Origin of the sequence: Rahnella bonaserana (assembly GCF_019049675.1) — a bacterium.
Lineage (GTDB): Bacteria > Pseudomonadota > Gammaproteobacteria > Enterobacterales > Enterobacteriaceae > Rahnella > Rahnella bonaserana.
Map to the genome: position 1 here is coordinate 1 of NZ_JAFMOW010000059.1, position 26,893 is coordinate 26,893.

Below are 26,893 nucleotides of genomic sequence, written 5' to 3' on the forward strand. Positions count from 1 at the left end.
CCCCTTCGCAGGTGAGGGAGCAGATCAAGATTTGCTCTTTTTCCTGTGAAATGGAGGAACCGGATCGCGTACAAATTTTAAATCTCAGGAATAATCGCCGTGATATCCCGGCTCTCCAGCACCCGTCCGTCCTGCGCCCGGATTTCCAATCTGCGCAGTGGCTGGCGGTTTTCACTGTCCACCAGTTGCGTGCAGGCTTCGCCTTCTTCGAACAGGTATTCGCTTCCCCACTGCCCAAGCGCGACCAGCACAGGTTGCAGCGCCAGCCCTTTTTCGGTCAGCACGTAATCCTGATACGCCGAGCCATCCGCCGCCGGTTCAATCTTCAAAATGCCTTCGGCCACCAGCGCTTTCAGGCGTGCACTGAGGATATTTTTTGCCGCACCCAGACTGCGCTGAAATTCACTGAAGCGTGAAATCCCGCGCATGGCGTCACGGACAATCAGCAATGTCCACCAGTCACCGATTAAATCCAGTGCACGGCCAGCCGGACAAGGCGTGTTTTCCAGACGGGTTCGTTTCATGGCACCTCCTGCTTAAAGAATCTGGTTGCATTATAAAACCACTGATGCTAAAAATCATCTGGTTTCATAATTAAACCACTTACTCAACGCCGAGGTTCTCACATGTCAGATTCAATCCGCTCCAAATCCGTCGCTTTAATCACCGGCGCATCCACCGGTATTGGCGCAACCTATGCCGATCGTCTCGCTAAACGCGGCTATGATCTTATTCTTGTGGCCCGTGACGTTGAACGTCTTAATGCGCTGTCAGATCGTCTGCAACAGGAGTCCAGCGTCAATATCACCGTGTTACCGGCCGATCTGACCCGCAGCGAAGACCTGTCACGGGTGGAAGATTTTATCCGCGCGACACCGCAAATTTCCCTGCTGATCAACAACGCCGGCGCGTCCCTGAAAGCCGGTTTTGAGAACAGTGATGCCGATGCCATTGAGAATCTGATCACCCTGAATGTTACTTCCGTGGCCCGCCTTTCACGCGTCGCTTTCGATGGCCTGATCAAACATAAAGACGGTGCGATTATTAATATCGCCTCAGTGATGGCACTGACGCCGGAGCTGCAATCTGCTGTGTATTCCGCGACGAAAGCTTTTGTGCTGACCTTCAGCCAGACACTGCAATTTGAAATGGCCGAACGTGGCTTGTATGTTCAGGCCGTATTACCTGCCGCGACACGTACAGAAATCTGGGAACGTTCAGGCAAAAATATTGATGAAGTGCCGGGCGTGATGGAAGTGGGGGAACTGGTTGATGCCGCGCTGCTTGGCTTTGACCGCAAAGAAAAAATCACTATCCCGCCATTGCAGGATGAAAAACAGTGGGACGATTTTGATGCACTGCGCTCGGCGATGGTGCCGAACTTCCTGCAATCCCACGCCGCACCACGTTACAAAGCCTGACAGTGAGACATTGACCAGTAACATAAATTTGCTGGTCAATGTTGATTCGCTTTGCAAATATGTTAATTCGACAACTTTGTGAAGTGAATACGATGACCGAATATGTAATTGCTGCACCCGAAGTTCCGTCTCTCGCCGTCGAAGGCCAGAGCGCCCGTTTTCCATTGCGCCGCGTGTATTGCGTTGGCCGTAACTATTCCGAGCACGCCCGCGAAATGGGTCATGATCCGGATCGCGAGCCGCCCTTCTTCTTTGGCAAACCCGCTGATGCCGTTATTCCCGCAAGCGGTAACGTGCCGTATCCGACTCTGACCGAAGATCTGCATTACGAAGTGGAACTGGTCGTAGCGATCGCCAAAGGCGGCAAAAATATCGCCGCTGAAGATGCGCTTTCGCATGTCTGGGGTTATACCGTGGGTGTGGATTTGACCCGTCGCGATATCCAGGCACAGGCCAAGAAACAGGGGCGTCCGTGGGATTTTGCCAAAGGTTTTGATGATTCCGCGCCAGCCAATCCGCTGCTGCCCGTCAGTCAGACCGGTCACCCTGCCAGCGGTAAAATCTGGCTGGATGTGAACGGTGAAAAACGTCAGCGCGGTGATTTACGTGATCAGATCTGGCAGGTGGCAGACGTCATCAGCTATCTCTCGCTGGCCGTTGAACTTAAACCTGGCGACCTGATTTACACCGGCACACCGGCAGGCGTTGGCGCCGTGGTGCGCGGTGATGTAATTACCGGCGGTATCGAAGGCCTGAGCGATTTCAGCTTCACCATCGTGTAATTCATTCAGGACGTCTGACTTCAGGCGTCCTTCTCACCGATTTTTTTCTGATTCTCTTCCTCGATAATCGGAATTAACTTCTCAAAGGCACAGGCGCTGGACGGGTCGAAAAGCGACAGCGTTTCAATCTGACTGAGTAATATCACCTTGCGAAATTTCAGCGCATTCACCGGATCCGATACCGGCGTGATGCCGTGCTCCTGATAATAACGGGCATAGTTGTGCTCGACGCGCAGCTCCAGCGTGTCTTTATCGCGATACCCGCTGACCATCGGGATCACCACCACATTGTCCGACGAACTGGTTTCGCATCGCGCGGTATGCACCATGCCGATGTAAACACGCCGTGATTGCAGGGTGATAAACACCATATCGCCCTCTTCCATGCACTGATACAAAAGCCCTTCCACGCCGTTGGCGCGGGTGAGTTGTTTGTACAACTGTTTGCGTCCGGCGGTATTGAGCCGCAGGCCCGGCGACCAGGTAGTTCGCACCAGACACAACATCACAGAAACCGCCAGCATAATGACCACCGGTGCCTGAATGCCTAAGAAACTCCAGTTGATAAAGTCACGATGGTAATGCACATCCTGATGCAGATGCGGGATGGCGGGCAGCCAGTTAACGGCTGCTGAAATCCCCCACAGCGCCATATACACCAGCGCAATCACCAGCACGCCCTGCAGGACAAAAATGCAGCCGTATAGCGCCACCAGAAAATAGACGTCCCAGCCGAAGGTGCGTTTGAGTTTAAAGCGCGATGAGATGTCGCGGGTGGTATACCAGTAACCGCAGACCATTAACACCATGAAAACCGCTGTCGCCATTACAGCACGCTCATACGTTTGACGTGGCGGTCGAAGTCTTCGCGCATATCCTGATTTGCCGGATTAACTGATGCTGTACCGTTTTCATCAATCAGAATACGCTCCCCCTCTTCAATGGTATCTTCCATGTCTGCTGCGCTGAACAGTCCGAGGAATTTTTCCGGGCTGGAGAAAATCTGTAACATAATCTTGAACATAGTTTGCCTCTTTTAACTAAAGAGTAAGCCTAGTCAAAAATGAGGGAGACTTTCACGCTTTCGGATTTTTTACAGGCAACAAAATTTTAGCGCGGCATATAACGAAAAAGGGCCGCCTTACCGGCAGCCCTTTGAGGAAAGTCTCTGAAGTGAATTAATTACTTCGCATCCAGACTTTCGTGATGTGCTTCTTCGTGAGCGGCCTGCTCGGCATGAACTTCCGCCGCGCGTTTACGCAGACCAATCCAGCCCAGAACCAGCAGGATGATCAGCACAGGAATGGTCGCCACGGTGTAGGTGCCGTTCGGATAGTCAAACGCCATCAGGATCAGCACGCCCGCCAGAAATGCCAGCGTCAGCCACGAGGTGACCGGTGCCCACGGCATTTTGAAGGAAACGTCTTTGGCGCGACCTTCTTTGATAGCCTTACGCAGTTTCATCTGACAAACGATGATGAAAGCCCATGAACTGAGGATGCCGAGTGACGCGACGTTCAGGACAATTTCAAATACCTGCGACGGCACGTAGTAGTTGAGTACCACGCCGATGACATAAATACCCACGGTGACCAGAATACCGGCGTAAGGCACCTGCTGTGCGCTCATCTTCGACATGAATTTCGGCGCAGAACCGCCCATCGACAGCGAACGCAGAATACGACCGGTAGAATACAAGCCGGAGTTCAGACTCGACAACGCCGCAGTCAGTACCACGATATTCATGATCGTGCCGATATAAGGCACGCCCAGCTTACTGAAGAAGGTCACAAACGGGCTCTGCCCTGCCTGATACGCATTCCACGGTAACAGCAGAACCAGCAACACCACTGAGCCGACGTAGAATAATGCGATACGCCAGATCACGCTGTTGATGGCTTTCGGCAGCACTTTTTCAGGATTTTTGGTTTCGCCTGCCGCCGTACCGACCAGTTCGATGGCCGCGAACGCGAAGACCACGCCCTGCACCAGAACCAGCGCCGGTAACAGACCGTGCGGGAAAATACCGCCGTTATCGGTGATCAGATGTAAACCGGTGGTATTGCCGTCGAGCTGTTTGCCGGTGCCGAGGAACACCACGCCGACCACCAGGAACAGGGCAATCGCCGCGACTTTGATCAGCGCAAACCAGAATTCCATCTCAGCGAACCACTTCACGCCGATCATGTTCATGGTGGCGACAATCGCCAGCGCGCCCAGCGCAAACATCCATTGCGGGACATCACCGAAGGTTCCCCAATAGTGCATGTAAAGAGCCACTGCGGTGATATCGACAATGCCGGTCATCGCCCAGTTAAGGAAGTACATCCAGCCTGCAACGTAAGAGGCTTTTTCGCCCAGGAACTCACGGGCATAAGAAACAAAACTGCCGCTGGTCGGACGGTGTAAAACCAGTTCGCCCAACGCACGTAAAATAAAGAACGAGAAAATACCACACACCGCATACACGATTGCCAGCGCCGGGCCAGCCATCTGTAAACGCGCGCCCGCGCCGAGAAACAAACCGGTGCCGATAGAACCACCAATGGCAATCATCTGAACCTGACGATTGCCCATACTTTTGTGATACCCGTGTTCGTGCGAGTCCAGCCAGCGTCTTTTGGCCGCGTGCTTCGCCTCTGCCGATTTTTTATGAGACTTCATTCGATCTTGTTCTCCAAAAATAACCTTCACCTGACGTCGGGTGCTGCAAGCAAACGATTGCAAGCCTCAACGTTTATGGGGTTTACCCACTGTAGTTTTTTTAGCCGGAACTGTTTTGGTGCAATAACGGCGAAGGATGCTACCTGTTCTCATTAACCGTGGCAAAAAAAACCGTCATAAAAAATTGTGAACAGTCATATTTCGCGCAACGAAATTTGCGCTTGCGTGCGCTTATGGGGTTTCTTTAGGCAAACATTCTTTTCTCACCCGCTCAATATTGATCGACAGATACATGATCTCTTCCGTCGTCAGATCCCGCTGATATTGCGCGGCGAGGTATTCACCGATCTTCTCTGAGCACTGCCAGGCTTGCGGATAGTTCTCTTTCACGGCCACATGCAGGGTCATGTCGTCGTCAGCGACGACGGTGCGGCTGAGCATGCGCTGTGCGAAGAATTTCAGATGGGTGACGAAGCGCTGATAACTCAGCGATTCTTCGTCATATTCGATACGCAGCTGGTATTTCACCAGATTGAGGATTTCCTGCATCACGCGGGTGATTTGCGCCACTTCCGGCATTTCGCCATTTAACTGGGCGTTCACCAGATGCAGGGCAATAAAACCTGCTTCATCCACCGGCAGACGCACACCGAGGCGCGAATGGATAATCTCCAGCGCTTCCAGGCCCAACGCATATTCTTTCGGATAAAGACGGCGGGTTTCCCACAGCAGCGCGTTGCTGATCGGCACCCCTTTCTTTTGCCGTTCAATGGCGAAGTTACAGTGGTCAGTAAGCGCGATGTAGAGATTTTCCTGCAATTTCCCCAGCCGCCCGCGCGCCAGCGTAATGATCTGGTCACAGGTGGTCATCACTTCCATCGGGATATGCGAGAGCAGTTCTGTCAGATGCGCGACCAGCTCGTCGCTCTGTAATGCAAAGATTTTCTCGATTTTACTGTCATCGAGTTCGTCTCCGGTTTTCTTCATAAACGCCAGCCCGCGGCCCATGACGACCTGCTCCCGCTGCTGATCGCTGACGACAACCACCACGTTATTATTTAGAATTTTGGCGATTTTCATTGTTATTCCCTGAAAAGAAAAACCCGACCGTTCCTAAGAAAGATCAGGTTTTGTCTGCCGCAGTCTGCGGATCTGCCGGGTAATTTTACCAGATCCGATCCTCAGTCAGACGTAAATTTTGCACTCAGAACGTGACGATGGCCTTAAGTCCTGTCACCCACGCATCCTGCGTTTCCTTCACCCCGCCAGGACGATACCAGTATTGCAAATCCGGTTGCAGAATCAGCCACGAACGGACTTTTATCTGATAGTACAAATCAGCGTTCACCGAGTGCCCGGACAGCGGCGTATAGAGCGGATTGCCGTAATCATCCACCTGATAAATCGTATTCAGGTTTTCCTGATTCTGGCGGTAATGATTACTCATTTTAATATACGTCATACCAAAGCCCAGCCAGTCGTCAGGACGCGCATCAAACAGCCCGCGATAGCGCATGGAAGCGGCCTGCGAGTAGTGTATGGCGTTGCTGCGCTGATCGCCCAGCCCCAGACTGTACGACACGCTCATCCCGCGATTCGGATCATCCCCGCGCTGCGTCACCTGCTGGTTGAAACCGGTATACATAAACCAGGTGCTGCTGTGTTTGCGGTAACCCTCTGGATCTGTTGCGCCAACGCTTTGGGTTTTCCCTTCCGATAAATCTGTTTGCGGCGAGTTGGTATACAGCAAACCAAGATTATAAATGCCCGGTAAACCGTTCACTTTGGTTTTCAGTTCTGCTTCCATCGGCAACAGAATGCCGCGTGCGCCTTTGAGCGAACCACTCCATGCATATTTACGGTCAGACGCGTCCGGGTTCTGCTCCATGATGCCGGTTTTCAGCGTCAGTTCCGGCGTCAGTTTGTACTGGAATGTGGTGCCCCAGTAATGTTTATTCCAGTTATACCAGGTCATCGAGTTCGCCGATTTACCGCCACACTGGCTCAGCAACTGAAAATCGCACGGGATAATCTGGTCGAAATCCTGGTTTTTATTCATCATGCCGATGCGCCAGTGCAGTTTGCGGTCATCGAAACTGCGACCAAACGTCAGCCAGCCCAGACGGGTTATCGACTGTCCGCCCCAGCTTTCCTGGGCCAGATCGTTAAAGCTGACCCGCGGATCCTGCGTACGTTTAGACGTCAGATTATCGTCGTGGTTACGGTTAACAATATTCCCTTCAATAGCGGCGTCAGGAATGCCGGTGTACATCTCCAGATCCTGCGTAAACGTCAGCGAAAACTGATCGATATACGCCAGATGTTTATCATGGTTATAACCGCCGCCTGCGTTATAAGAAGACTCGCTCAGATAACCGAGCTGATAATGAAATCCATGGTCTTCAATAATCGGGCGAATACCCAGCATATCGCCAAACATGCCTTCGCCGGGCGCTTCAAAACCTAATACTGTGCCATTCCAGTTATCCACGGCCTGTGCTGAATGAATACCTGCGACTGAAAAACACAGCACCAGAAAACTGGCTTTCAGCAAGCGGTTATTATTTTTGGCTTTATATGTAGGTGCTGCAGAAGTCTTAGAAAGTTTCATTTTTATATATCCGTTTTATTATTTTTAAATCATCATTATTATTTTCGGGCAATACGAAGTGAAGCTGCGGCTTATAAACTTTATAAGCCGCAGGTACTGTTTCTTATTAAGAACGTATCTGTTGAATAAAGAAGCAGATCAGGATTTTAAAGCTGCACCATTAGAACCAATCACTTCTTTATACCAGAAGAAACTTTTCTTACGGCGGCGTTCCAGCGTGCCATTCCCCTGATCATCACGGTCGACATAGATATAACCGTAGCGTTTAGAGAATTCTGCTTTCGAGGCGCTGACCAGATCGATTGGCCCCCAGCTGGTGTAGCCCATCACCTCTACGCCGTCGGCAATGGCTTCTCGCACCTGAACCAAATGGTCGTTAATGTAATCAATCCGGTAATCGTCATTGATGCTGCCATCTGCTTCGACTTTATCGCGCGCGCCCAGTCCGTTCTCCACAATAAATAATGGCTTCTGGTAGCGGTCATAAAGTTCATTCATTAAGAAACGCAAACCTACAGGGTCAATCTGCCAGCCCCATTCAGAACTTTGCAGATGCGGGTTCGGCACCATATTTAATATATTGGCCCGCGCTTTGATATTTTGCTCTGCGTCAGTTGTCACGCAACCTGTCATATAATAACTGAAGGAAATAAAGTCGACAGTTTCTTTCAGCGCCGCTTTATCTTCAGCAGTAATATTAATTTCCATGCCACGATCTTTAAAGAAACGCTTCATGTAGGCCGGATATGCGCCGCGCACCTGAACATCGCCAAAGAATAACCAGTCGCGGTTTTGCTGCAAGGTTTCCATCATATCGGCAGGTTTGCAGGTCAGCGGATACAACATTCCACCGAGCAGCATATTGCCGATTTTGCCATCCGGAATGATCTCGTGGCAGGCTTTTACCGCTCTGGCGCTGGCCACCAGCTGATGGTGAATGGCCTGATAAATTTCCTGTTTGCTGCTGTCTTCCGGCAATCCGACCCCGGTGAACGGCGCATGCAGCGACATGTTGATTTCGTTGAACGTCAGCCAGTGCTTCACCTTATTTTTGTAACGGCTGAACACCGTACGGGCGTAGTTTTCAAAGAAACCGATGGTGTCACGACTGCCCCAGCCACCGTGTTTTTTCACGATACCGTACGGCATTTCGTAGTGAGAAAGTGTCACCAGCGGTGTGATCCCATATTTCGCCATTTCATCAAACAGGCGGTCATAAAAAGCCAGACCGGCTTCATTTGGCTGCAATTCATCGCCCTGCGGGAAAATGCGCGTCCAGGCAATTGAAGTGCGCAGTACGGTAAAACCCATTTCGGCGAACAATTTCATGTCTTCCGGATAGCGATGATAGAAATCTATCGCCACATCTTTCACGCCAAAATCGCCTTCAGCACGCTCCTGCACCGGACCAAAAACGCCTTGCGGTTGCAGGTCAGATGTTGATAAGCCTTTACCGTCAGTCAGATAGGCACCTTCCACCTGATTGGCTGCGACTGCGCCGCCCCATAAGAAACCGTCTGGGAATTGCTTGTTCATGTGAACCTCCTGGCTCTGGTCGTTATCGTAATAAAGTGAGTAATGGCGTTTGTTCGCCAGCGTCCTGACCGACGCCTGCCGGGATGACATCCAGATAGTCGTCGCTGTTCGTGACCAGCACCGGCGTGGTCAGGTCATAACCGGCATCGGCAATGCCCTGCATATCAAATTCCAGCAACAAATCGCCCTGTTTCACCACCGCATCCACCGCGACGTGTGGCGTAAAGAATTTGCCGTCGAGCTTCACCGTATCGATGCCGACGTGGATGAGAATTTCTGCACCCTCATCCGATTCGATTCCGATGGCGTGATGGGTTTTGAACAGCGAAGCGATGGTGCCATTGACCGGCGAAACCACGCGGCCTGTTGTCGGGACGATCGCCACGCCCTTGCCCAGCAGACCGCTGGCAAACGTCGGGTCTTTAACCTGGTCGAGTGCGATACATGATCCGGTCATCGGGCTGGCAATCAGGGTTTTTCCACGTGGCGCCTGAACGGCCTCCGTTTTTGCCTTTTCGATGATTTCCGGCGCGGCGGCTTCTTCTTTCATGCCGAAGAAATAGGTTGCCAGCGCTGCAAACACCAGGGCAATCAGAGTGCCGGCAATGGCGGCGGTTACCGTTTTATCAAAGCCGGTTGGCGGAATAATTTGCGTGAAAGTGAAGATGTTAGCGAAACCGAAGGAATACGCCGTGGTCTGGAAATACCCGAGGATCGCGGCCCCCAGTGCGCCACCGGCGCAACCGAAAATAAACGGACGACGGCGCGGCAGGTTGATGCCGTAAACCGCAGGTTCAGTAATCCCGAAAATCCCTGCACTGATGGCTGAACCCGCCAGCGCTTTAGTCCTTGCATCTTTGGCGCGCAGCATCACGCCGATAACTGCCCCAACCTGCCCCATCACGGCTGGCAACAAGAGAGGCAGCATGGTGTCGTGACCGAGAATACTGAAGTTGTTAATCATCAGCGGCACCAGCCCCCAGTGCAGACCGAAAATTACACACACCTGCCACAGTGCACCCATAAAGGCACCGGCAATCATCGGGCTGATGTGATACACAAACTGATAGCCATTAGCCAGTTGCTGGCTGGCCCAGGTGGCGACGGGTCCGATGACCAGGAAGGTCAGCGGCACCACGACCATCAGGCAAATCAGCGGCGTGATAAAGTTACGCAGCGCAGAAGGCAGGATTTTCATTGCCCGTTTTTCCAGCCAGCAGGAAACCCAGGCAGCCAGAATCACCGGGATCACCGATGAGGCGTAGTTGATGAAAATCAGCGGAATACCGAAGAAGTGCTCCACCGCCGTGCCCGACTGTTGCGCATCAAACGCGGCAATCATCAGCGGATGTACCATCGCGCCGCCAATCATCATGGTGACGAACGGGTTACCGCCAAATTTTTTACCCGCAGTAAAACCAATCAGCAGCGGGAAGAAATAGAAAATTGCATCACTGGCCGCGTACCAGACTTTGTAGGTCCCGCTTTCCGGCACCATCCAGCCGCAGGCCAGCGCCAGTGCCAGAAAACCTTTCAGGATCCCTGACGCGGCCATGATGCCGATAAACGGGGTGAAAATACCGGAGATAATGTCAATCGCGCGGGCAAACAAACTGCCTTTTTCGCCGCTGTCGTCGCCGCTGTCGGAAAGCGCGCTGCCTTTTACCAGCGCTTCATAAACCGCGCCGACGTGGTTACCGATCACCACCTGAAACTGTCCGCCGCTCTCGACGACCATGATTACCCCCGGGTTTTCTTTAAGCCCGGCAGCATCGGCTTTGCTGGTATCTTTCAATTTAAAACGTAGACGGGTGGCACAATGCACCACGCTGTTGACGTTGTCCTTTCCGCCGACTCCGCGGAGGATCTCATCGGCTAATGTACTGTATTCCATGGTGTTATCTCATCAGAGTAATGGCGTCGTGCACGACATTGCCGTTGTATTTCAAAGGGGCGGCCGGCCCCTGAATTCAGGCCAAAAAAAAACCTAAACTTCCGGTCTTTTCGCGATATGCGAAAAAACGAGAAGTTTAGGTTTTGCCTGTCAGACAGTAACAATCCTGCTTTCTGAAAAGGATTCTCTGGCGAATCGTCAGAAGAAACAAGTCGTAATATCCGCCGGATGATGAAACTGTGATCGGCTTCAGAATTTGTGCGAAAAGCAGATGCCTGACCGGATCACCTTCAATCTGATCCTGCTCACAAACCGGAAACAAAATTAAATAACGTAAAATGCATATTCGTTTCCTCAATTGTTTACGCGCAGTCCATTCTCAATACTTCTGTTTATATTTCGTCTTTCCGCGCGTTATCCCTGCGTTCCTATCCGGTAAATCAAGGAGATATAAGATGACTCACCTGTATCAGGATGCTTCACAATCCGTCGCGACCCGCGTCGCCGATCTGCTCGCCCGCATGACCCCCGCCGAGAAGTATGCCCAGATGCACGCGTTCTGGTTGATCCTCGACAGCAACGGGAAGCATAAAGAACGCTCCGATCTGAGCGATGATTTTGCCGGACATAAACAGACCATGGCGCTGGAGGAGCAACTGGCGCTGGGCGCGGGACAAATCACCCGGCCACTGGGAACGCACGTGGTCAGCCCGGCAGAAGGGGTGCGCGCCCTGAACCGGCTGCAAAAAATGCTGGTAGAAGAAACGCGGCTGGGCATTCCGGCGATGTTCCACGAAGAATGTCTGGTCGGCTTATTGTGCAAAGACGCCACACTGTTCCCCTCTTCCCTGAGCTATGCCTCGACGTGGGATCCACAACTGATGGAGCAAATTGCGGGCGCTATCCGCGATGAAGCGCAAAGCATTGGTTGTCATCAGGGCCTGGCACCGGTGCTGGATGTATCCCGCGATGTCCGCTGGGGAAGAACTGAGGAAACTTTTGGCGAAGACCCGTATCTGGTCGGCGTAATGGCGACGGCTTACGTGCGCGGTTTGCAGGGCGAAAAACGTGACCTGCTGGCAACGCTGAAACATTATGTCGGGCATTCGTTCAGCGAAGGGGCGCGCAATCATGCGCCGGTGCATCTGGGTTTTCGCGAGCTGAATGACACTTTCCTGCTGCCGTTTGAGATGGCCGTAAAGCTGGCGAATGCCGGTTCGGTGATGCCTGCCTATCACGACATCGACGGCCAGCCTTGCCACAGCGATCACTTCCTGCTGACCGAAGTATTGCGCGAACAGTGGGGATTCGATGGTCTGATTGTTGCCGATTACGGCGGTGTCAGCCTGCTGCATCAGCATCACGGTGTCAGCCACGATGATGCCGAATCCGCAGCCTTGTCATTCAATGCCGGGCTGGATATCGAATTGCCTAAAGGCGATTGCGCGCAGCATCTGGCTGATGCTGTTTCACGTGGTCTGATCGACATGGCAAAAATTGATGAGATTGTAGCGCGCGTGCTCACCGAAAAATTCCGTCTCGGGCTGTTTGAACAGCCTTACGCCCGTGATCCGCAGCCACAAATGCAACAACCCGCCACGCGTGAACTGGCCTGGAAAGCCGCGGTCCGTTCTATAACCCTGCTGGAGAATAATGGCATCCTGCCGCTGAAACCTGAATCCGGGCAGAAAATCGCAGTGATCGGCCCGACGGCAGACGATCCGCTGGCGTTGCTTAGCGGTTACAGCTTCCCGGTGCATCTGATCATCAGTGAAATGGAAGCGCAGACGGAACAAGTCATCACGCCATTACAGGCCCTGCGCGTAGCCTGTGGCGAACAGAATGTCCGATATGCCAGGGGTTGTCATATTCTCGAAAAACGCACGGCAGGTGCGCCGGTATTCCCCGGCGATGCTGCAACGCCAATGCAAAGTTCACCGGTGTCAGACAGCACCGCGCTTATCCCGCAGGCCGTTAAACTGGCCGAGGAAAGTGACGTCGCACTGGTGTTTGTCGGCGATTTGGCCGGATTATTCCAGAGCGGCACCGTCGGCGAAGGCTCTGATACGGACAGCCTGCAATTGCCGGGCGTTCAGCAACAGTTGCTGGAAGAAATTATCGCGACCGGCAAACCCACCATTGTGGTGATGACCGGCGGTCGTCCGTATTCGCTTGGCGGACTGGAGGATAAAGTCGCCGGGTTCCTGATGGCATTTGCGCCCGGTCAGGAAGGCGGACGTGCCATCAGTGACATTATCTGCGGCAAACAGGCACCCTGCGGACGGCTGGTGGTTTCCGTGCCGAAAAGCGCCGGTGCAATGCCTTATTATTACAATCACAAACTGAAAAGTGGCGGCACACCGATTGCGTTCCACTTTGGAGCCAGATATCCGTTTGGCTACGGGCTTAGCGGCACCACGTTCCGTTATCACGACCTGCAACTGAATCAGCAACCGGTCGCCATCGAAAATGGCAGTATTGCCGTACAAATAAAAGTCACCAATACCGGAAATCAGGCTGGCAGCGAAGTGGTGCAGGTTTATGTGCGGGACTGCGTGGCATCTCTGGTACGCCCGGTGCAGGAACTCAAAGCCTTTGAGCGCATTGAGCTGGATGCAGGACAAACCGCAACGCTCAGCTTCAGCATTCCCACCGACATGCTGAATTTTACCAGTCATGCCGGTAAGCGCATCGTCGAGCCGGGTTCTGTTGAAGTTCAGGTGGGATCTTCAAGCGCCGATATTCATGCAACGGGGAACGTGATTCTTGCGGGTGAAGTACACGAGTTGCCACGCAACTGGCGAATGGTCAGCCATTGTGAAGTCAGCAGGTAATCACCGATAACGGAAAGCAAAACGGACGCTCAGGGCGTCCGTTTTTATACGCGCTACATCGTTTACTCTGATTCTCTGGTGATCCCGAAGTGCTTATACGCATGATTGGTCGCCATACGCCCGCGCGGTGTGCGCTGAATAAAGCCCTGCTGGATCAGGAACGGTTCGATGACGTCTTCAATGGTCTCACGCTCTTCACCAATCGCCGCGGCTAAGTTATCCAGCCCGACCGGCCCGCCGGTGAACTTATCGATGATCGCCAGCAACAGTTTACGGTCCATGTAATCGAAACCTTCGGCATCAACATCCAGCATATCCAGCGCGCCGTTCGCCACATCACCGTTAATAGTGCCGTCGCCTTTGACTTCCGCGAAGTCACGCACACGGCGCAACAGGCGGTTGGCGATACGCGGCGTACCGCGTGAGCGGCGGGCGATCTGATGCGCGCCCTCTTCCGACAATTCCAGCCCGAGGCAGGACGCACTGCGCCCGACGATGTGCTGCAAATCTGCCACCTGATAAAATTCCAGACGTTGCACAATACCAAAGCGGTCACGCAACGGTGACGTCAGGGAACCGGCGCGGGTGGTGGCACCAATCAGGGTAAACGGCGGTAAATCGAGTTTGATGGAACGCGCCGCCGGGCCTTCGCCAATCATGATATCCAGCTGGTAGTCTTCCATTGCCGGATACAAAATTTCTTCAACAACCGGCGACAGACGGTGGATCTCATCGATGAACAGCACGTCGTGCGGCTCAAGATTGGTCAGCATCGCGGCCAGATCACCGGCTTTTTCCAGCACCGGTCCCGACGTGGTACGCAGATTCACGCCCATTTCGTTGGCCACAATGTTGGCCAGCGTGGTTTTACCCAGCCCCGGAGGGCCGAAAATCAACAGGTGATCGAGCGCATCTTTGCGTTGCTTAGCCGCCTGAATAAAGATTTCCATTTGCGAACGCACATGCGGCTGCCCGACGTATTCGCTGAGCAACTTCGGGCGGATCGCACGGTCAATGACTTCTTCTTCACTGAAAACTTCGGAAGATATCAGGCGGTCAGCTTCAATCATCGTTTACCTCACAGCGCCGCGCGCAGCGCTTCTCTAATCAACGTTTCAGATTCTGCACCCGGCTTCGCCACTTTGCTGATCATGCGGCTGGCTTCAGGTGGTTTGTATCCGAGGGATATCAGGGCTGCAACGGCTTCGCCTTCGGCGTCAGATTCTTTTGCTTTCGACGCCGATGCAGGTAGCGTGATATCAGTATGATTGTTAAATAGATCACCGTTTAATCCTTTAAACCGGTCTTTCATTTCAACGACCAGGCGTTCTGCGGTTTTCTTACCGACGCCAGGTAACTTGATTAATGCGGTGATTTCTTCCTTTTCCACCGCACTGACAAACTGCTGTGCCGACATGCCTGACAGGATCGCCAGCGCCAGCTTCGGCCCCACACCGTTCACCTTGATCAGTTCACGAAACAGCGCGCGCTCTTGCTTATCGTTAAATCCGTAGAGCAACTGGGCATCTTCACGGACGATAAATTGCGTGAAGATGATAGCTTCCTGACCCAGCTCCGGCAATTCGTAAAAACAGGTCATCGGCATATGCACTTCATAGCCCACGCCGTTAGTTTCAAGCAGCACCAAAGGGGGCTGTTTTTCCAGAATAATGCCTCGTAGTCTGCCTATCACGTTCATTTTCCTTATCAGGTCAAAAGCAGCGATGTTTATATCATAAAAAAGGCTGGATGAATATCCAGCCTAATGGACTTGCGGCGTCTATCGCATACGTCCACGTGCCATCTGTAATTTGTCCGAGCTGAGACGAATAGCGTTCTGGCTCATGTGACAATGCGTAATGGCAATCGCCAGCGCATCGGCGGCATCCGCCTGAGGATTGGCCGGTAATTTCAGAATTGACCGCACCATATGCTGAACCTGCGCTTTTTCAGCCGCTCCGGTACCGACGACGGTCTGTTTCACCTGCCTCGCCGCGTATTCAAACACCGGCAAATCCTGATTCACCGCCGCAACAATCGCCGCGCCACGTGCCTGTCCGAGCTTTAAAGCCGAGTCGGCATTCTTCGCCATAAACACCGATTCGATAGCAAAAAAATCGGGCTGAAACTGGGTAATGATTTCCGACACACCGGCGTAAATCAGTTTCAGACGTCCCGGCATATCGTCCACCACAGTGCGGATACAACCGCTGCCGAGATAGCTGAGCTGACGCCCTGTCTGGCGGATAATGCCATAGCCGGTAATACGCGAACCGGGGTCGATCCCCAGAATAATAGCCATAGCCAGTCAACGCCTTGTGTTGTCGTTTTTTTTAAGAAAGTTGGGGAGAGTATAAACTGCCGGGGCACAACAGGATAGCCAGCCGGTGGCAACCACCGGCGGCACTGAGATTACAGAGTTTCTGCGATCTCGTCGGAGATTTCACCGTTGTGGTAAACCTCCTGCACATCGTCACAATCTTCCAGCATGTCGATCAGGCGCAACAGTTTAGGTGCAGTATCTGCATCCATGTCGGCTTTGGTCGATGGGATCATGGTGACTTCTGCGGAATCGGCTTTGTAACCGGCCGCTTCCAGCGCATCTTTCACTTCGCCCAGATTTTCCCAGGCAGTGAAAACATCGATAGCGCCGTCATCGTAAGAAATGATGTCTTCCGCACCCGCTTCCAGTGCGGCTTCCATCAGTACGTCTTCATCCAGGCCTGGTGCGAAAGTGATCACGCCTTTTTTGGAGAACAGGTAAGCCACGGAACCGTCAGTTCCCAGGTTGCCACCGGTTTTGGTGAAGGCATGACGCACTTCTGCCACGGTACGGTTGCGGTTATCACTCAGACATTCAACCATGATGGCTGAGCCACCCGGGCCGTAACCTTCATAAATGATGGTTTCCATGTTGGTGTCTTCGTCACCGCCCACGCCACGTGCGATAGCACGGTTGAGGGTATCGCGGGTCATGTTATTCGACAGCGCTTTATCAATGGCCGCGCGCAGACGTGGGTTAGAACCCGCATCGCCGCCACCCAAACGCGCCGCTGTCACCAGCTCACGAATGATTTTTGTGAAAATTTTGCCGCGTTTAGAATCTTGCGCCGCTTTGCGGTGCTTAGTGTTGGCCCACTTACTGTGACCTGCCATAAATATCTCCAAAAAGTCTTAAGTCTTAACAGACCGAATAGTTTACAAATTCTTCAATCGCCTGCTGGTTGCTCGGAGACACCGTCAGCGCAGCCGCTGCGGATTTATCGAGCCACCGGTACGCATGATGTTCAGTCAGAACCACATCACGCTCGTCGGGTAACGCCAGACAGAACCAATGTTCTTTGTTACGGGTCACGCCGGGAGCATAGCGATGGCGCAAATGCGCAAATATTTCAAAGTCCTCGCAGCGCTGGCAGTCCTGCAGAGTCAGATTTTCACCTGCAATGTCGATACCGACCTCTTCCATGACTTCACGCTGCGTGGTTTGATCCGGGGATTCCCCGCCTTCCAGACTGCCGGTCACCGACTGCCAGAAATTCGGGTCATCCTTTCGTTGGAGCATCAGCACCCTGCCGGTGTTTCTGGCGTAGATGACGCACAGTATCGACTCAGGACGCTTATAGCTCATTAGTTATTCTCTGTATTTGTGTCTGGCGTCACTTCTTTTTTCGCCACCACCGCAATGCCCAGTTCCAGCAGTGAAGCCGGGTTGGCAAAGCTTGGCGCTTCGGTCATCAGACACGCAGCCGCGGTAGTTTTCGGGAACGCGATCACGTCACGGATGTTGTCCGTACCGGTCAGCAACATCACCAGGCGATCCAGACCAAATGCCAGACCGGCATGCGGAGGCGTACCGTATTTAAGAGCGTCGAGCAGGAAGCCGAATTTCTCACGCTGTTCGTGCTCATTAATACCCAAAATGCTGAACACGGTCTGCTGCATTTCGCTGCGGTGAATACGCACAGAACCGCCGCCCACTTCGTAGCCGTTGATTACCATGTCGTAGGCATTAGCGATAGCGGAAACAGGGTTAGCCGCCAGTTCTTCTGCCGTCATGTCTTTTGGCGCAGTAAACGGATGGTGCATGGCGCTCAGGCCGCCTTCGTCGGTGTCTTCAAACATCGGGAAGTCGATAACCCACAGCGGAGCCCACATGTCTTCCCTGGTGATTTTCAGATCACGGCCCACTTTCAAACGCAGTGCGCCAATCGCATCAGTCACAATCTTCGAGCTGGCTGCGCCGAAGAAGATCATGTCGCCATCTTGCGCGCCGGTACGTTCGATCAGGGCTGAAAGCAGTTCTTCATTAAGGAATTTCGCAACCGGGCTCTGGATACCTTCCAGACCTTTCGCCACTTCGTTCACTTTGATGTATGCCAGACCTTTCGCGCCGTAAATTTCGATGAATTTTGCGTATTCGTCGATTTGCTTGCGGCTCAGGGAAGCACCGCCCGGAACACGCAGCGCCGCCACGCGGCCTTTCGGATCGTTGGCCGGATCAGCAAACACTTTGAACTCAATGTTTTTCATCAGATCAGCAACGTCGACCATTTCCATCGGGTTACGCAGGTCTGGTTTATCAGAGCCGAAACGACGCATCGCTTCTGCAAAGGTCATGATCGGGAAGTCGCCCAGATCCACGCCTTTCACTTCCTGCCACAGTTCGCGGGCCAGTTTTTCCATCACTTCACGCACTTGTTCAGCGCTCATGAAGGAGGTTTCCACGTCGATCTGAGTGAATTCTGGCTGACGATCAGCACGTAAATCTTCGTCACGGAAGCATTTTACAATCTGATAATAGCGGTCGAAGCCGGACATCATCAGCAGCTGTTTGAACAACTGAGGAGACTGCGGCAAGGCATAGAACTTGCCTTTATGCACACGGCTCGGCACCAGATAGTCACGCGCACCTTCAGGCGTGGCTTTGGTCAGCATCGGGGTTTCAATGTCGAGGAAGTCATGGCTGTCCATGAAACGGCGGACAAAGCTGGTGATTTTTGCACGCGCTTTCAGGCGGTTAGCCATTTCGGGACGACGCAAATCCAGATAACGGTATTTCAGACGCGCTTCTTCAGTGTTGACGTGGTTGGAGTCCAGCGGCAGCGATTCAGAACGGTTGATGATGTTCAGATGGCTGGCGAACACTTCCACTTCACCGGTCGCCATGTCTTTGTTGAACTGGCTTTCAGGGCGCGCGCGCACAGTACCGGTCAGCTGAATACAGAACTCGTTACGCAGTTCAGACGCCAGCTTGTAGGCTTCCGCCTGATCCGGGTCGAAGAAAACCTGAACGATGCCTTCGCGGTCACGCATATCGATGAAAATCAAACCACCCAAATCGCGGCGACGGTTAACCCAGCCACACAATGTTACTTCCTGGCCCACATTGGACGCATTCAGTTTTCCACAATATACAGTACGCATAACGGTATCCTTTTGATCCCACTACCCGGCCTCATGGCGCACAGGCACAGAAACGGTTATTGACTCTGGTCGCTCGCCGCAAAACTCAGCAGCGCTCGGAATGGGTTTTATTCAGGTCGAAAAAAGGCGGCTATTATAAAGGAATTTCCGGCGAAGGATAAGTACGAACACGTCAACGCTGACGCGGAAATTCATTCGTGTTGCAAGCTACACATAATTTAACAAAATTATCTCATTTCAACCTGCCCGTTAGAATAGACTCGCGCCATCCCCTTTGTACACGCAGTAAATTATTCCTTTCGCTCATTACCCCTATTGAAAACCGGGAGCTACATATGAAACTTGACCCAAAAACTACCGCACTGGTGCTGATCGACTTACAGAAAGGGATTTTACCGTTCGCGGGTGGCCCGCACACCGCAGAGCAGGTGCTGGATAATGCCACTGAACTGGCAAACCGTTTCCGTAAACTGGGCGCACCGGTCGTCATGGTTCGCGTGGGCTGGTCAGATTCCTTTGACGAAGCGCTGAAACAACCGGTTGATGTTCCTGCTGCTGCGCCTGAAGGCGGTTTACCGGCAAGCTGGTGGGAATTCCCTGAACAGCTGGGCGTCACCGACAGCGATCTGCTGGTTGTTAAACGTCAGTGGGGCGCGTTCTACGGTACCGATCTGGACCTGCAACTGCGTCGTCGTGGCATTAAAAGTATCGTGCTGGCCGGTATCTCCACTAACATCGGCGTGGAATCCACCGCGCGTAATGCCTGGGAACACGGCTATGAACTGGTGATTGCTGAAGATGCCTGCAGCGCGCACAACAATGACCATCATCAGTCCAGCGTGAAGTTTATCTTCCCGCGTATCAGCCGCGTACGTTCAACGGCCGAAGTGCTTGCCGCTCTGCCAGAGTAACGTTACCCTGATTTTCTTGCCTGAACGCCGCCCGCTGAGGCGGCGTTTTATTTGGGAATTCCGGCTCAGAAAACAGGGAGCACTACTATGTATATTGGTTTACCGCAATGGCACCACAGCGCCTGGGCAAAAATCGGTTTGCGTGATCTGGCCGATTACGCGCGGTATTTCAATTGCGTCGAAGGCAATACCACCTTTTACGCCCTGCCCAAACAGGAAGTGGTGATGCGCTGGCGCGACATGACGCCGGAATCCTTCCGTTTTTGTTTCAAATTTCCTTCTGATATCAGCCATAAAGCGGCCCTGGCGAATTGTCAGGATAACGTCGATTTGTTTTACCGTACGCTCGAACCGCTCGGTGACCGCATTGGGCAGCTCTGGCTGCAACTTCCAGCCACGTTTGCGCCCGTACATCTCGACCGCCTGTGGCAATTTCTGGACGCCCTCCCCGCCGGTTTCGACTACGGCGTTGAAGTGCGCCATCCGGATTTCTTCAACAAAGGTGAGGAAGAGCGAGCGCTCAATCAGGGCTTACATCAACGTGGAATAAACCGCGCCATTCTCGACAGCCGTCCGGTTCACAGTTCGAAATCCACCACTGAAGCGGTGCTCGAAGCCAAACGCAAAAAACCGATTCTGCCGCTACACGCGCTGGCGACATCATCGCGGCCCATTGTGCGCTTTATCGGTGGCGACAGTCTGGACGCTAACCGTCCGCTGTTCGGCCAGTGGATTAAAAAACTCGACGACTGGCAATCCCGGGGATTATCACCCTATCTGTTTATTCATACGCCTGACTGTACCGACGCCCCGCAGCAGGCGCGCAGCCTTTGGCAGGATTTGCACCGGCAAATGCCCTCTGTTCAGCCCGCACCGGACTGGCCGGAACAAGACACCTTGTTCTGAGAATATTCAGGATTTTCTGACGACAGCCTTACGGCAGCCCGTTATCATAGCGACGTAGCGGAAGGAATATGTTCCGCCAGAAAACAGGGATTAACCAAGGAAGTCATCATGATTAGCGCGTTATATGTCGTGCTTGCTGCCATACTTTTGATCAAACTCTCTTTCGATGTTGTCCGCCTGCGGATGCAATACCGTATTGCCACCGGCGACGGCGGTTCCTACGAATTACAAACGGCCATCCGCGTACACGGCAACGCCGTAGAATATCTGCCGATTGGCTGTTTACTGCTGCTGTTTATGGAAATGAACGGTTCGCCCATCTGGACAATTCATGCAAGCGGTTTGCTGCTGATCCTGGGCCGGTTATTCCATTATTACGGGCTGAAAAACCGCGAATTTGCCTGGCGCCGTAACGGCATGGCCGCAACGTATATTTCGCTGGTACTGATGGTTGTGGTGAATATTATCTATCTGCCATGGTCACAATTTCTTAATTTCGACTGATCTCCCCCGCTTTACCCGGCTGTTTTGACGCAGTTTTGAAATAACTGCCGAGCGCGCAGGTATCTGCCTGCGCCAGTATCTGCTAAAATCTGCCCTCAACTTTTTACCCACACTCTTTTTGGCCTGACTCACCGCTATGGCAAACCACGATACGCTGTTTTCTGCACCAATAGATAAGCTGGGCGACTGGACGTTCGACGAACGCGTTGCTGAAGTTTTCCCTGACATGATCCAACGCTCTGTTCCGGGCTATTCCAATATTATTTCTATGATTGGCATGCTCGCCGAGCGCTTCGTTCAGCCCGACTCGAATGTTTACGATTTGGGCTGCTCGCTGGGTGCTGCCACGCTGTCTATGCGTCGCAACATCAAGGTTCCGGGTTGCGAAATCATTGCTGTTGATAACTCCCCCGCCATGGTGGAACGCTGCCGACGTCACATTGATGCATTCCGTGCGGATACACCGGTGAACGTCATTGAGTCCGATATTCTGGATATCGAGCTGAAAAATGCCTCGATGGTGGTGCTTAACTTTACGCTGCAATTCCTCGAGCCGGCTGACCGTCAGCGTTTACTCAATCAGGTATATCAGGGCATGCGTCCGGGTGCAGCGCTGGTACTGTCTGAAAAATTCAGCTTTGAAGATAAAGACGTCGGCGAACTGCTGTTCAATATGCATCACGATTTTAAACGTGCGAACGGCTACAGCGAGCTGGAAATCAGTCAGAAACGCAGCATGCTCGAAAACGTTATGCTGACCGATTCGGTTGAAACCCATAAAGCCCGCCTGCACCAGGCCGGTTTCCAGCATACGGAAGTCTGGTTCCAGTGCTTTAACTTCGGCTCACTGATTGCGCTGAAAGCCGGAGAAGCAGAATGATTGATTTCGGTGATTTTTATCGCGTTATCGCCAAAGGGCCGCTGAGTCCGTGGCTCAATACTCTGCCTTCTCAACTGACTGCGTGGCAGAAAGAATCCCTGCACGGCAAGTTCAAACTGTGGTTTAACTCCGTCGATCGGCTGCCGCTGTTACAGCCTGAACGTCTGGATTTGCTGCACAGCGTCAGCGCTAATAATGAAGTGCCTTTACCCGCCGGTCAGCGCGAAGGGATTGAAAACCTGCTGCGCAATATGATGCCGTGGCGGAAAGGGCCATTCTCGCTATATGACGTTGAAATCAATACCGAATGGCGTTCTGACTGGAAGTGGGATCGCGTATTACCGCACATCTCTTCACTGGCTGGCCGCACCGTTCTTGATGTCGGCTGCGGCAGCGGATACCACATGTGGCGCATGATTGGCGCAGGTGCGCATCTGGCAGTGGGTATCGACCCGATGCAGCTGTTCCTTTGCCAGTTCGAGGCCGTGCGTAAGTTGCTGGGCGGCGATCAACGTGCGCATCTTCTGCCGCTGGGTATTGAGCAGTTACCTGAGCTGAACGCATTTGATACTGTGTTCTCAATGGGCGTGTTGTATCACCGCCGTTCGCCATTAGATCATCTCCTGCAACTGAAAAATCAACTGGTCAGCGAAGGCGAACTGGTGCTGGAAACCTTAGTCATTGAAGGTGACAGTGAGCAGGTGCTGGTGCCGGGTGACCGTTACGCGCAGATGGGGAACATCTATTTCATCCCTTCCGCAGCAGCACTGAAAAACTGGCTGATCAAATGCGGGTTTGTCGATGTGCGCATTGCAGATGTCAGCGTCACCACGCTGGAAGAACAGCGCCGCACCGACTGGATGACCAGTGAATCACTGGCTGAATTCCTCGACCCGAATGATCCGACTAAAACCATCGAAGACTATCCGGCACCTCGTCGCGCCCTGCTTATTGCCCGCAAGCCATAACTCCCTCGTTCTCCGCCAGACACTCTCAGGTCTGGCGGAAGCCATTGCTCACACTTTATCCCCACTTTCAGCCACCTGGCTCTGTACATCACGCCGTAAAAAGGTCTAACCTTTATTGAGCTATCTGTTTGTTCTGACAGAGATCGTCGTTAACGTATTGGGAGGAAGTATGAAATTCCCTACCGGCAGCATCGTTAAACACAGATCCGGAGATATCAAAGGTCGCATCATGAATACCTTCGAATCACAAACAGGCACCGTGTCCTATTTCGTTTCCTGGGAAGATGGCAGCAGCAGTCTGCATAAAGAAGACGAACTACACTGGGCCAATATTGACGTCGCAATCAGGATAAAAAACTTCTACGAAAAGTAGCGGTTTCTCCCTTCTGTCACAGCCCTTTGTAAAGCTTGCCGTTTTGACGTTATAACATTGGATTGATTGATAGGATTTCGTGTATAAATTCGGCCAACCAATTTACCAGTACGCGACTATTTCGCGGAGAAATTAATGCGCAGAAGAATTCGTTTTCTCATGGACCGCGCCGTCATTGTTTTAGGTCTTTTTGTCATGTGTCTGGTCGTTAAAGCAGGAATGTTTGGCGTGGCGCTGCTGACCTGGGGATAAGAATCACTTCCGGTCAATGACATCAAATCCCCCTCAGTCATACTTAAAATAAGCATAAAAAAAGCCCCGCCAAAGTGACGGGGCCTGGTACTTGCGCAGGGCGACGCAATAAGGGTCGTGTGACCCGGTTAAATCTTTGAGTGATTACGCCGTACGGGATATTTCATCGTCGAACTGCAATGTGCTTTTCATTGCGGCAACAATATCGCCATCCACGCAATAACGACTGAATTCATCAAAGTCCGTGTCAGAACTCATCGTGACACCGGCTTTGCGGTAACGCATTGAAGAAGGTACCTGACGTCCTGCTGAACTGTGCAATTCGGTGAGTCCGATATCCACAAACTTTTGCAGATTTGTTAGCCGCACGCCCGCACCTGCCATAATGATTGGACCACGCGTCAGCTGGTTGAGTTCCCGAAGCATCGGTAAACCCACTTCAGCGTTTTGTTGCTGACCTGAAGTCAGAATGCGCGCCACCCCTAACTGAGTCAACTGCTCTAACGCAATCTTCGGGTTCAGACACATATCGAACGCGCGATGGAATGTCACAGCCATATCGCCGCACAGCGCCATGACCTCCCACATTCTTGGCATATCGATATGCCCTTCCGCATCCAGCATTCCGACCACCAGTCCCGGGAAACCGAGATCACGAATACAGGCGATGTCACTTTTCAGCACATCAAATTCGCTCTGGCTATAGCAAAAGTCCCCCCCCCTCGGGCGTACAATCGGATGTACCGGGATTGTCACTTTTTCCCTCGCCAGTTTAAGGGTACCGTAACTCGGCGTAATCCCGCCGTCGGCCTGACTCGCACATAATTCGACGCGGTCGGCTCCGGCCTGTTCTGCTGTCAACGCACAGTCCACGCTGTAACAACACACTTCTAATTTAGTCATGTGATCTCTCCTGATTACGGCATTATGCTACAACACTTGTCTGTAACCGGCCATGTCGCGTAGGCTTTGAGATGAGCATCCCCGCCCAACCTGCTTGCTTAGGAAAGCTAACTATGACACTCAATTTTGATTTATGGGTAGACCGCAGTCACAGTGATAGCGTTAAGTGGAACAAATACAAAAATCAGGATGTCATTCCGCTTTGGGTCGCCGATACCGACTTCACTACTCCGCCTCAGGTTATCAAAGAGTTGCAGCAGCGCGTGGCAGAAGGCGTCTTCGGATATGGCTTCACTCCGCCGGAACTGATTGATTTAGTGGTAAAACGTCTGGCAGAACGCTACGACTGGGCGATTGAGCCTGAATGGATTGTCTGGTTACCGGGGCTGGTGTGCGGATTAAACGTCGCCGTGCGTGCTAACGTAACTCAGCATGAAACCAGCCTGATGCCCATGCCGATTTACCCGCCGTTTATGCAGGCGGCGCAATCTGAAGGGCGTCAGTTTAAATCTGTTAATGTGTCAGAGCAGAATCAGCGCTGGGTCGCTGATTTCGCCGCTGCCGAAAATCAGATGGATGGCAGCGAAAAGTTACTGATGTTATGCAACCCTTATAATCCGGGCGGAACGGTCTATCGCCGTGAAGAGTTACTGGAACAACAAGAATTTGCCCGACGCCACAACTTAGTGGTGTGCTCCGATGAAATTCACTGCGACCTGATCCTCGAACCGCGGCAGAAACATATTCCGTTTGCCTCGCTCAATGCCGATGCTGAACAACGCTCGATTACCCTGCTTGCGCCGTCGAAAACCTTCAATCTGGCCGGTCTGGGTGCCTCAATGGCGATTATCCCTAATCCGCAGTTGCGAAGAAAGTTCCTCAACACCAGCAAAGGCATTGTGCCGCATGTCAATATTCTGGCTTATGTCGCCGCAACTGCCGCTTACCGCGATGGCGAAGAATGGCTCAGTGCGCAACTCGACTATTTGCGTGGTAACCGCGAATTAGTGACACGCCGCATCAACGCTATGCCGGGCCTGCGCATGCTGGCACCGGAGGGCACTTATCTCGGCTGGATTGATGCCAGCGCCCTGCCGGTTCAGGATCCGTATCGTTTCTTTGTTGAAGCCGGCGTCGGTTTTTCCGGCGGGACAGAGTTTGGTGCCCCCGGTTTTGTGCGCATCAATTTCGGCTGTCAGCGTGCATTGTTGGAAAAGGCATTGGATCGTATGGAAGCCGCCTTACAGGCGCTCGAACGTTAACCTCCCACCTTCTCGCTGGCGACAATCTCGCGCAAACTGTGCGGATGGAATTTGATGGTCACTGATCCGTCGGTGATCGCAAGTGTCGGGTTAGGCAGCCGCTCATTTTCACCTTTTGGTGCACTTTGTTTCAGTTTAATTCCGGGCGTCATCAGCGCTTCATCGGCAATCAGTGCCAGCGCCCGCGTATACAATTCGTCTTCGATACCTTCCAGGACAATCTCAATGTGCTCCCAACCTTCGTGCGGATAACGTTTATCGCCGGGATAAGGTAACTCTACCAGATCGATGCTCAGCGGCCCGACAACCAGCGGCTCATTGAGGGTATACAGACAAATCGGCCTGCCGTTGATCATTGTTTCATTAAGCAGTTGCCCGCATTTTTCCAGCCCGGCGCGCCACCGATCCGCGGTCGTATTCTGATGACAGCGCACTGAAATATGATCCGCATGAAACTCGCCGAGATTGATCTGCAATTTTGCGGCAAACGCCGTCAATACGCTGACAAATCGTGGCATATCTTCGACTAAATCCTGTAACTCAGGCACTTGGTTCATGGCGGGCATCCTATATCATTTCAGTTTGCTTATCTTCAGGGTCGGGTAATTTACACAGCCTTTCATCCCGTTGCCAGAGACGCGCCGCAGAATCACGTTTTCATTGCCGTCCGGCGTGCGGTGATACTGACGTCGCGGGGCTAATATGATATAAACACGCATCATTTTAGGTTCGTCCGCATTGGGATGAACAGCAAACAACCCCATTCCT

At 52.6% G+C, this 26,893-nt stretch carries 27 protein-coding genes; 10 read left to right on the forward strand and 17 right to left on the reverse strand.

From position 1 onward, the window contains the following. Positions 1 to 77: 77 nt before the first annotated feature. Positions 78 to 524 carry a winged helix-turn-helix transcriptional regulator gene (locus tag J1778_RS08725; RefSeq protein WP_217172842.1) on the reverse strand — a complete coding sequence of 149 codons (447 nt, stop codon included), beginning with the start codon at positions 522 to 524 and terminating at the stop codon, positions 78 to 80. A gap of 102 nt (positions 525 to 626) precedes the next feature. Here J1778_RS08725 and J1778_RS08730 point away from each other — a divergent pair, with 102 nt between their 5' ends. Together J1778_RS08730 and J1778_RS08735 are read left to right on the forward strand one after the other, a co-directional pair. Continuing rightward, positions 627 to 1,421, forward strand: coding sequence for an SDR family NAD(P)-dependent oxidoreductase (locus J1778_RS08730; protein WP_217172843.1), 795 nt, complete (start codon positions 627 to 629; stop codon positions 1,419 to 1,421). A 92-nt stretch (positions 1,422 to 1,513) separates the two neighbouring features. Next, positions 1,514 to 2,203 (forward strand): fumarylacetoacetate hydrolase family protein, encoded by a 690-nt coding sequence (locus J1778_RS08735; RefSeq protein WP_217172844.1) that lies wholly within the window; start codon positions 1,514 to 1,516, stop codon positions 2,201 to 2,203. Between the two features lie 20 nt (positions 2,204 to 2,223). Here J1778_RS08735 and J1778_RS08740 read toward each other — a convergent pair whose 3' ends face one another. The 7 genes from J1778_RS08740 to bglF all read right to left on the reverse strand — a co-directional run bounded on the left by J1778_RS08740 (position 2,224) and on the right by bglF (position 10,908). Further along, positions 2,224 to 3,030, reverse strand: a complete 807-nt coding sequence (locus J1778_RS08740) for a hypothetical protein (protein ID WP_217172845.1) — start codon at positions 3,028 to 3,030, stop codon at positions 2,224 to 2,226. Continuing rightward, a complete protein-coding gene (locus tag J1778_RS08745) occupies positions 3,030 to 3,227 on the reverse strand; it encodes a hypothetical protein (protein ID WP_112288224.1) in 198 nt (65 codons plus the stop codon). Before J1778_RS08745 ends, J1778_RS08740 begins: the two co-directional genes overlap by 1 nt. A 158-nt stretch (positions 3,228 to 3,385) precedes the next feature. Then, positions 3,386 to 4,867, reverse strand: a complete 1,482-nt coding sequence (gene ansP, locus J1778_RS08750; RefSeq protein WP_217172846.1) for an L-asparagine permease — start codon at positions 4,865 to 4,867, stop codon at positions 3,386 to 3,388. Between the two features lie 231 nt (positions 4,868 to 5,098). Beyond that, positions 5,099 to 5,947 (reverse strand): transcriptional antiterminator BglG, encoded by an 849-nt coding sequence (gene bglG, locus J1778_RS08755; RefSeq protein ID WP_217172847.1) that lies wholly within the window; start codon positions 5,945 to 5,947, stop codon positions 5,099 to 5,101. A 124-nt stretch (positions 5,948 to 6,071) separates the two neighbouring features. Then, positions 6,072 to 7,478, reverse strand: coding sequence for a carbohydrate porin (locus J1778_RS08760; RefSeq protein WP_217172848.1), 1,407 nt, complete (start codon positions 7,476 to 7,478; stop codon positions 6,072 to 6,074). Between the two features lie 138 nt (positions 7,479 to 7,616). Beyond that, a complete protein-coding gene (locus J1778_RS08765) occupies positions 7,617 to 9,014 on the reverse strand; it encodes a glycoside hydrolase family 1 protein (RefSeq protein WP_217172849.1) in 1,398 nt (465 codons plus the stop codon). Positions 9,015 to 9,036: 22 nt separating this feature from the next. Further along, a complete protein-coding gene (bglF, locus tag J1778_RS08770; RefSeq protein ID WP_217172850.1) occupies positions 9,037 to 10,908 on the reverse strand; it encodes a PTS beta-glucoside transporter subunit IIABC in 1,872 nt (623 codons plus the stop codon). A gap of 455 nt (positions 10,909 to 11,363) precedes the next feature. On the opposite strand from bglF, the gene J1778_RS08775 reads away from it, so the two are divergent. Next, a complete protein-coding gene (locus J1778_RS08775) occupies positions 11,364 to 13,742 on the forward strand; it encodes a glycoside hydrolase family 3 N-terminal domain-containing protein (RefSeq protein WP_217172851.1) in 2,379 nt (792 codons plus the stop codon). 62 nt (positions 13,743 to 13,804) lie between these two features. Here the strand turns inward: J1778_RS08775 and ruvB are convergent, their stop codons facing one another. The 6 genes from ruvB to aspS form a co-directional block, all read right to left on the reverse strand. After that, entirely contained in the window at positions 13,805 to 14,812 is a 1,008-nt protein-coding gene (gene ruvB, locus J1778_RS08780) for a Holliday junction branch migration DNA helicase RuvB (protein ID WP_120162671.1), read from the reverse strand. A gap of 8 nt (positions 14,813 to 14,820) precedes the next feature. After that, positions 14,821 to 15,435 carry a Holliday junction branch migration protein RuvA gene (gene ruvA / locus J1778_RS08785; RefSeq protein ID WP_013575037.1) on the reverse strand — a complete coding sequence of 205 codons (615 nt, stop codon included), beginning with the start codon at positions 15,433 to 15,435 and terminating at the stop codon, positions 14,821 to 14,823. A gap of 87 nt (positions 15,436 to 15,522) precedes the next feature. Then, a complete protein-coding gene (gene ruvC, locus J1778_RS08790; protein ID WP_013575036.1) occupies positions 15,523 to 16,044 on the reverse strand; it encodes a crossover junction endodeoxyribonuclease RuvC in 522 nt (173 codons plus the stop codon). A 110-nt stretch (positions 16,045 to 16,154) separates the two neighbouring features. Next, on the reverse strand, positions 16,155 to 16,898 hold the full coding sequence (locus J1778_RS08795; protein WP_015696864.1) for a YebC/PmpR family DNA-binding transcriptional regulator: 744 nt from the start codon (positions 16,896 to 16,898) through the stop codon (positions 16,155 to 16,157). Between the two features lie 25 nt (positions 16,899 to 16,923). Further along, a complete protein-coding gene (nudB, locus tag J1778_RS08800) occupies positions 16,924 to 17,370 on the reverse strand; it encodes a dihydroneopterin triphosphate diphosphatase (RefSeq protein ID WP_217172852.1) in 447 nt (148 codons plus the stop codon). Beyond that, the gene (gene aspS, locus J1778_RS08805; protein WP_217172853.1) at positions 17,370 to 19,166 is read right to left on the reverse strand and encodes an aspartate--tRNA ligase; all 1,797 of its coding nucleotides are present in this window, start codon (positions 19,164 to 19,166) and stop codon (positions 17,370 to 17,372) included. The genes nudB and aspS overlap by 1 nt, the downstream gene beginning before the upstream one ends. Before the next feature lie 335 nt (positions 19,167 to 19,501). On the opposite strand from aspS, the gene J1778_RS08810 reads away from it, so the two are divergent. The 6 genes from J1778_RS08810 (at position 19,502) to J1778_RS08835 (ending at position 23,708) form a co-directional block, all read left to right on the forward strand. Continuing rightward, positions 19,502 to 20,077, forward strand: a complete 576-nt coding sequence (locus J1778_RS08810; RefSeq protein ID WP_217172854.1) for a hydrolase — start codon at positions 19,502 to 19,504, stop codon at positions 20,075 to 20,077. Between the two features lie 87 nt (positions 20,078 to 20,164). Further along, a complete protein-coding gene (locus J1778_RS08815) occupies positions 20,165 to 20,983 on the forward strand; it encodes a DUF72 domain-containing protein (protein WP_217172855.1) in 819 nt (272 codons plus the stop codon). 108 nt (positions 20,984 to 21,091) lie between these two features. Further along, positions 21,092 to 21,487, forward strand: a complete 396-nt coding sequence (locus tag J1778_RS08820) for an MAPEG family protein (RefSeq protein ID WP_217172856.1) — start codon at positions 21,092 to 21,094, stop codon at positions 21,485 to 21,487. Between the two features lie 136 nt (positions 21,488 to 21,623). After that, on the forward strand, positions 21,624 to 22,367 hold the full coding sequence (gene cmoA / locus J1778_RS08825) for a carboxy-S-adenosyl-L-methionine synthase CmoA (RefSeq protein ID WP_120162666.1): 744 nt from the start codon (positions 21,624 to 21,626) through the stop codon (positions 22,365 to 22,367). Then, complete coding sequence (cmoB, locus tag J1778_RS08830; RefSeq protein ID WP_217172857.1) at positions 22,364 to 23,335, forward strand: tRNA 5-methoxyuridine(34)/uridine 5-oxyacetic acid(34) synthase CmoB; 972 nt, start codon at positions 22,364 to 22,366, stop codon at positions 23,333 to 23,335. The genes cmoA and cmoB overlap by 4 nt, the downstream gene beginning before the upstream one ends. Positions 23,336 to 23,504: 169 nt before the next feature. Continuing rightward, entirely contained in the window at positions 23,505 to 23,708 is a 204-nt protein-coding gene (locus J1778_RS08835) for a hypothetical protein (protein ID WP_217172858.1), read from the forward strand. Between the two features lie 396 nt (positions 23,709 to 24,104). Here the strand turns inward: J1778_RS08835 and cutC are convergent, their stop codons facing one another. After that, the gene (gene cutC / locus J1778_RS08840) at positions 24,105 to 24,863 is read right to left on the reverse strand and encodes a copper homeostasis protein CutC (RefSeq protein ID WP_120133478.1); all 759 of its coding nucleotides are present in this window, start codon (positions 24,861 to 24,863) and stop codon (positions 24,105 to 24,107) included. Between the two features lie 113 nt (positions 24,864 to 24,976). On the opposite strand from cutC, the gene J1778_RS08845 reads away from it, so the two are divergent. Continuing rightward, complete coding sequence (locus tag J1778_RS08845; protein WP_217172859.1) at positions 24,977 to 26,125, forward strand: MalY/PatB family protein; 1,149 nt, start codon at positions 24,977 to 24,979, stop codon at positions 26,123 to 26,125. Here the strand turns inward: J1778_RS08845 and J1778_RS08850 are convergent. Together J1778_RS08850 and J1778_RS08855 are read right to left on the reverse strand one after the other, a co-directional pair. After that, positions 26,122 to 26,691, reverse strand: coding sequence for a VOC family protein (locus J1778_RS08850; protein WP_217172860.1), 570 nt, complete (start codon positions 26,689 to 26,691; stop codon positions 26,122 to 26,124). The two genes, J1778_RS08845 and J1778_RS08850, sit on opposite strands and share 4 nt — an antisense overlap. Positions 26,692 to 26,697: 6 nt before the next feature. Further along, positions 26,698 to 26,847 (reverse strand): hypothetical protein, encoded by a 150-nt coding sequence (locus tag J1778_RS08855; protein WP_217172861.1) that lies wholly within the window; start codon positions 26,845 to 26,847, stop codon positions 26,698 to 26,700. Between the last annotated feature and the right edge of the window lie 46 nt (positions 26,848 to 26,893).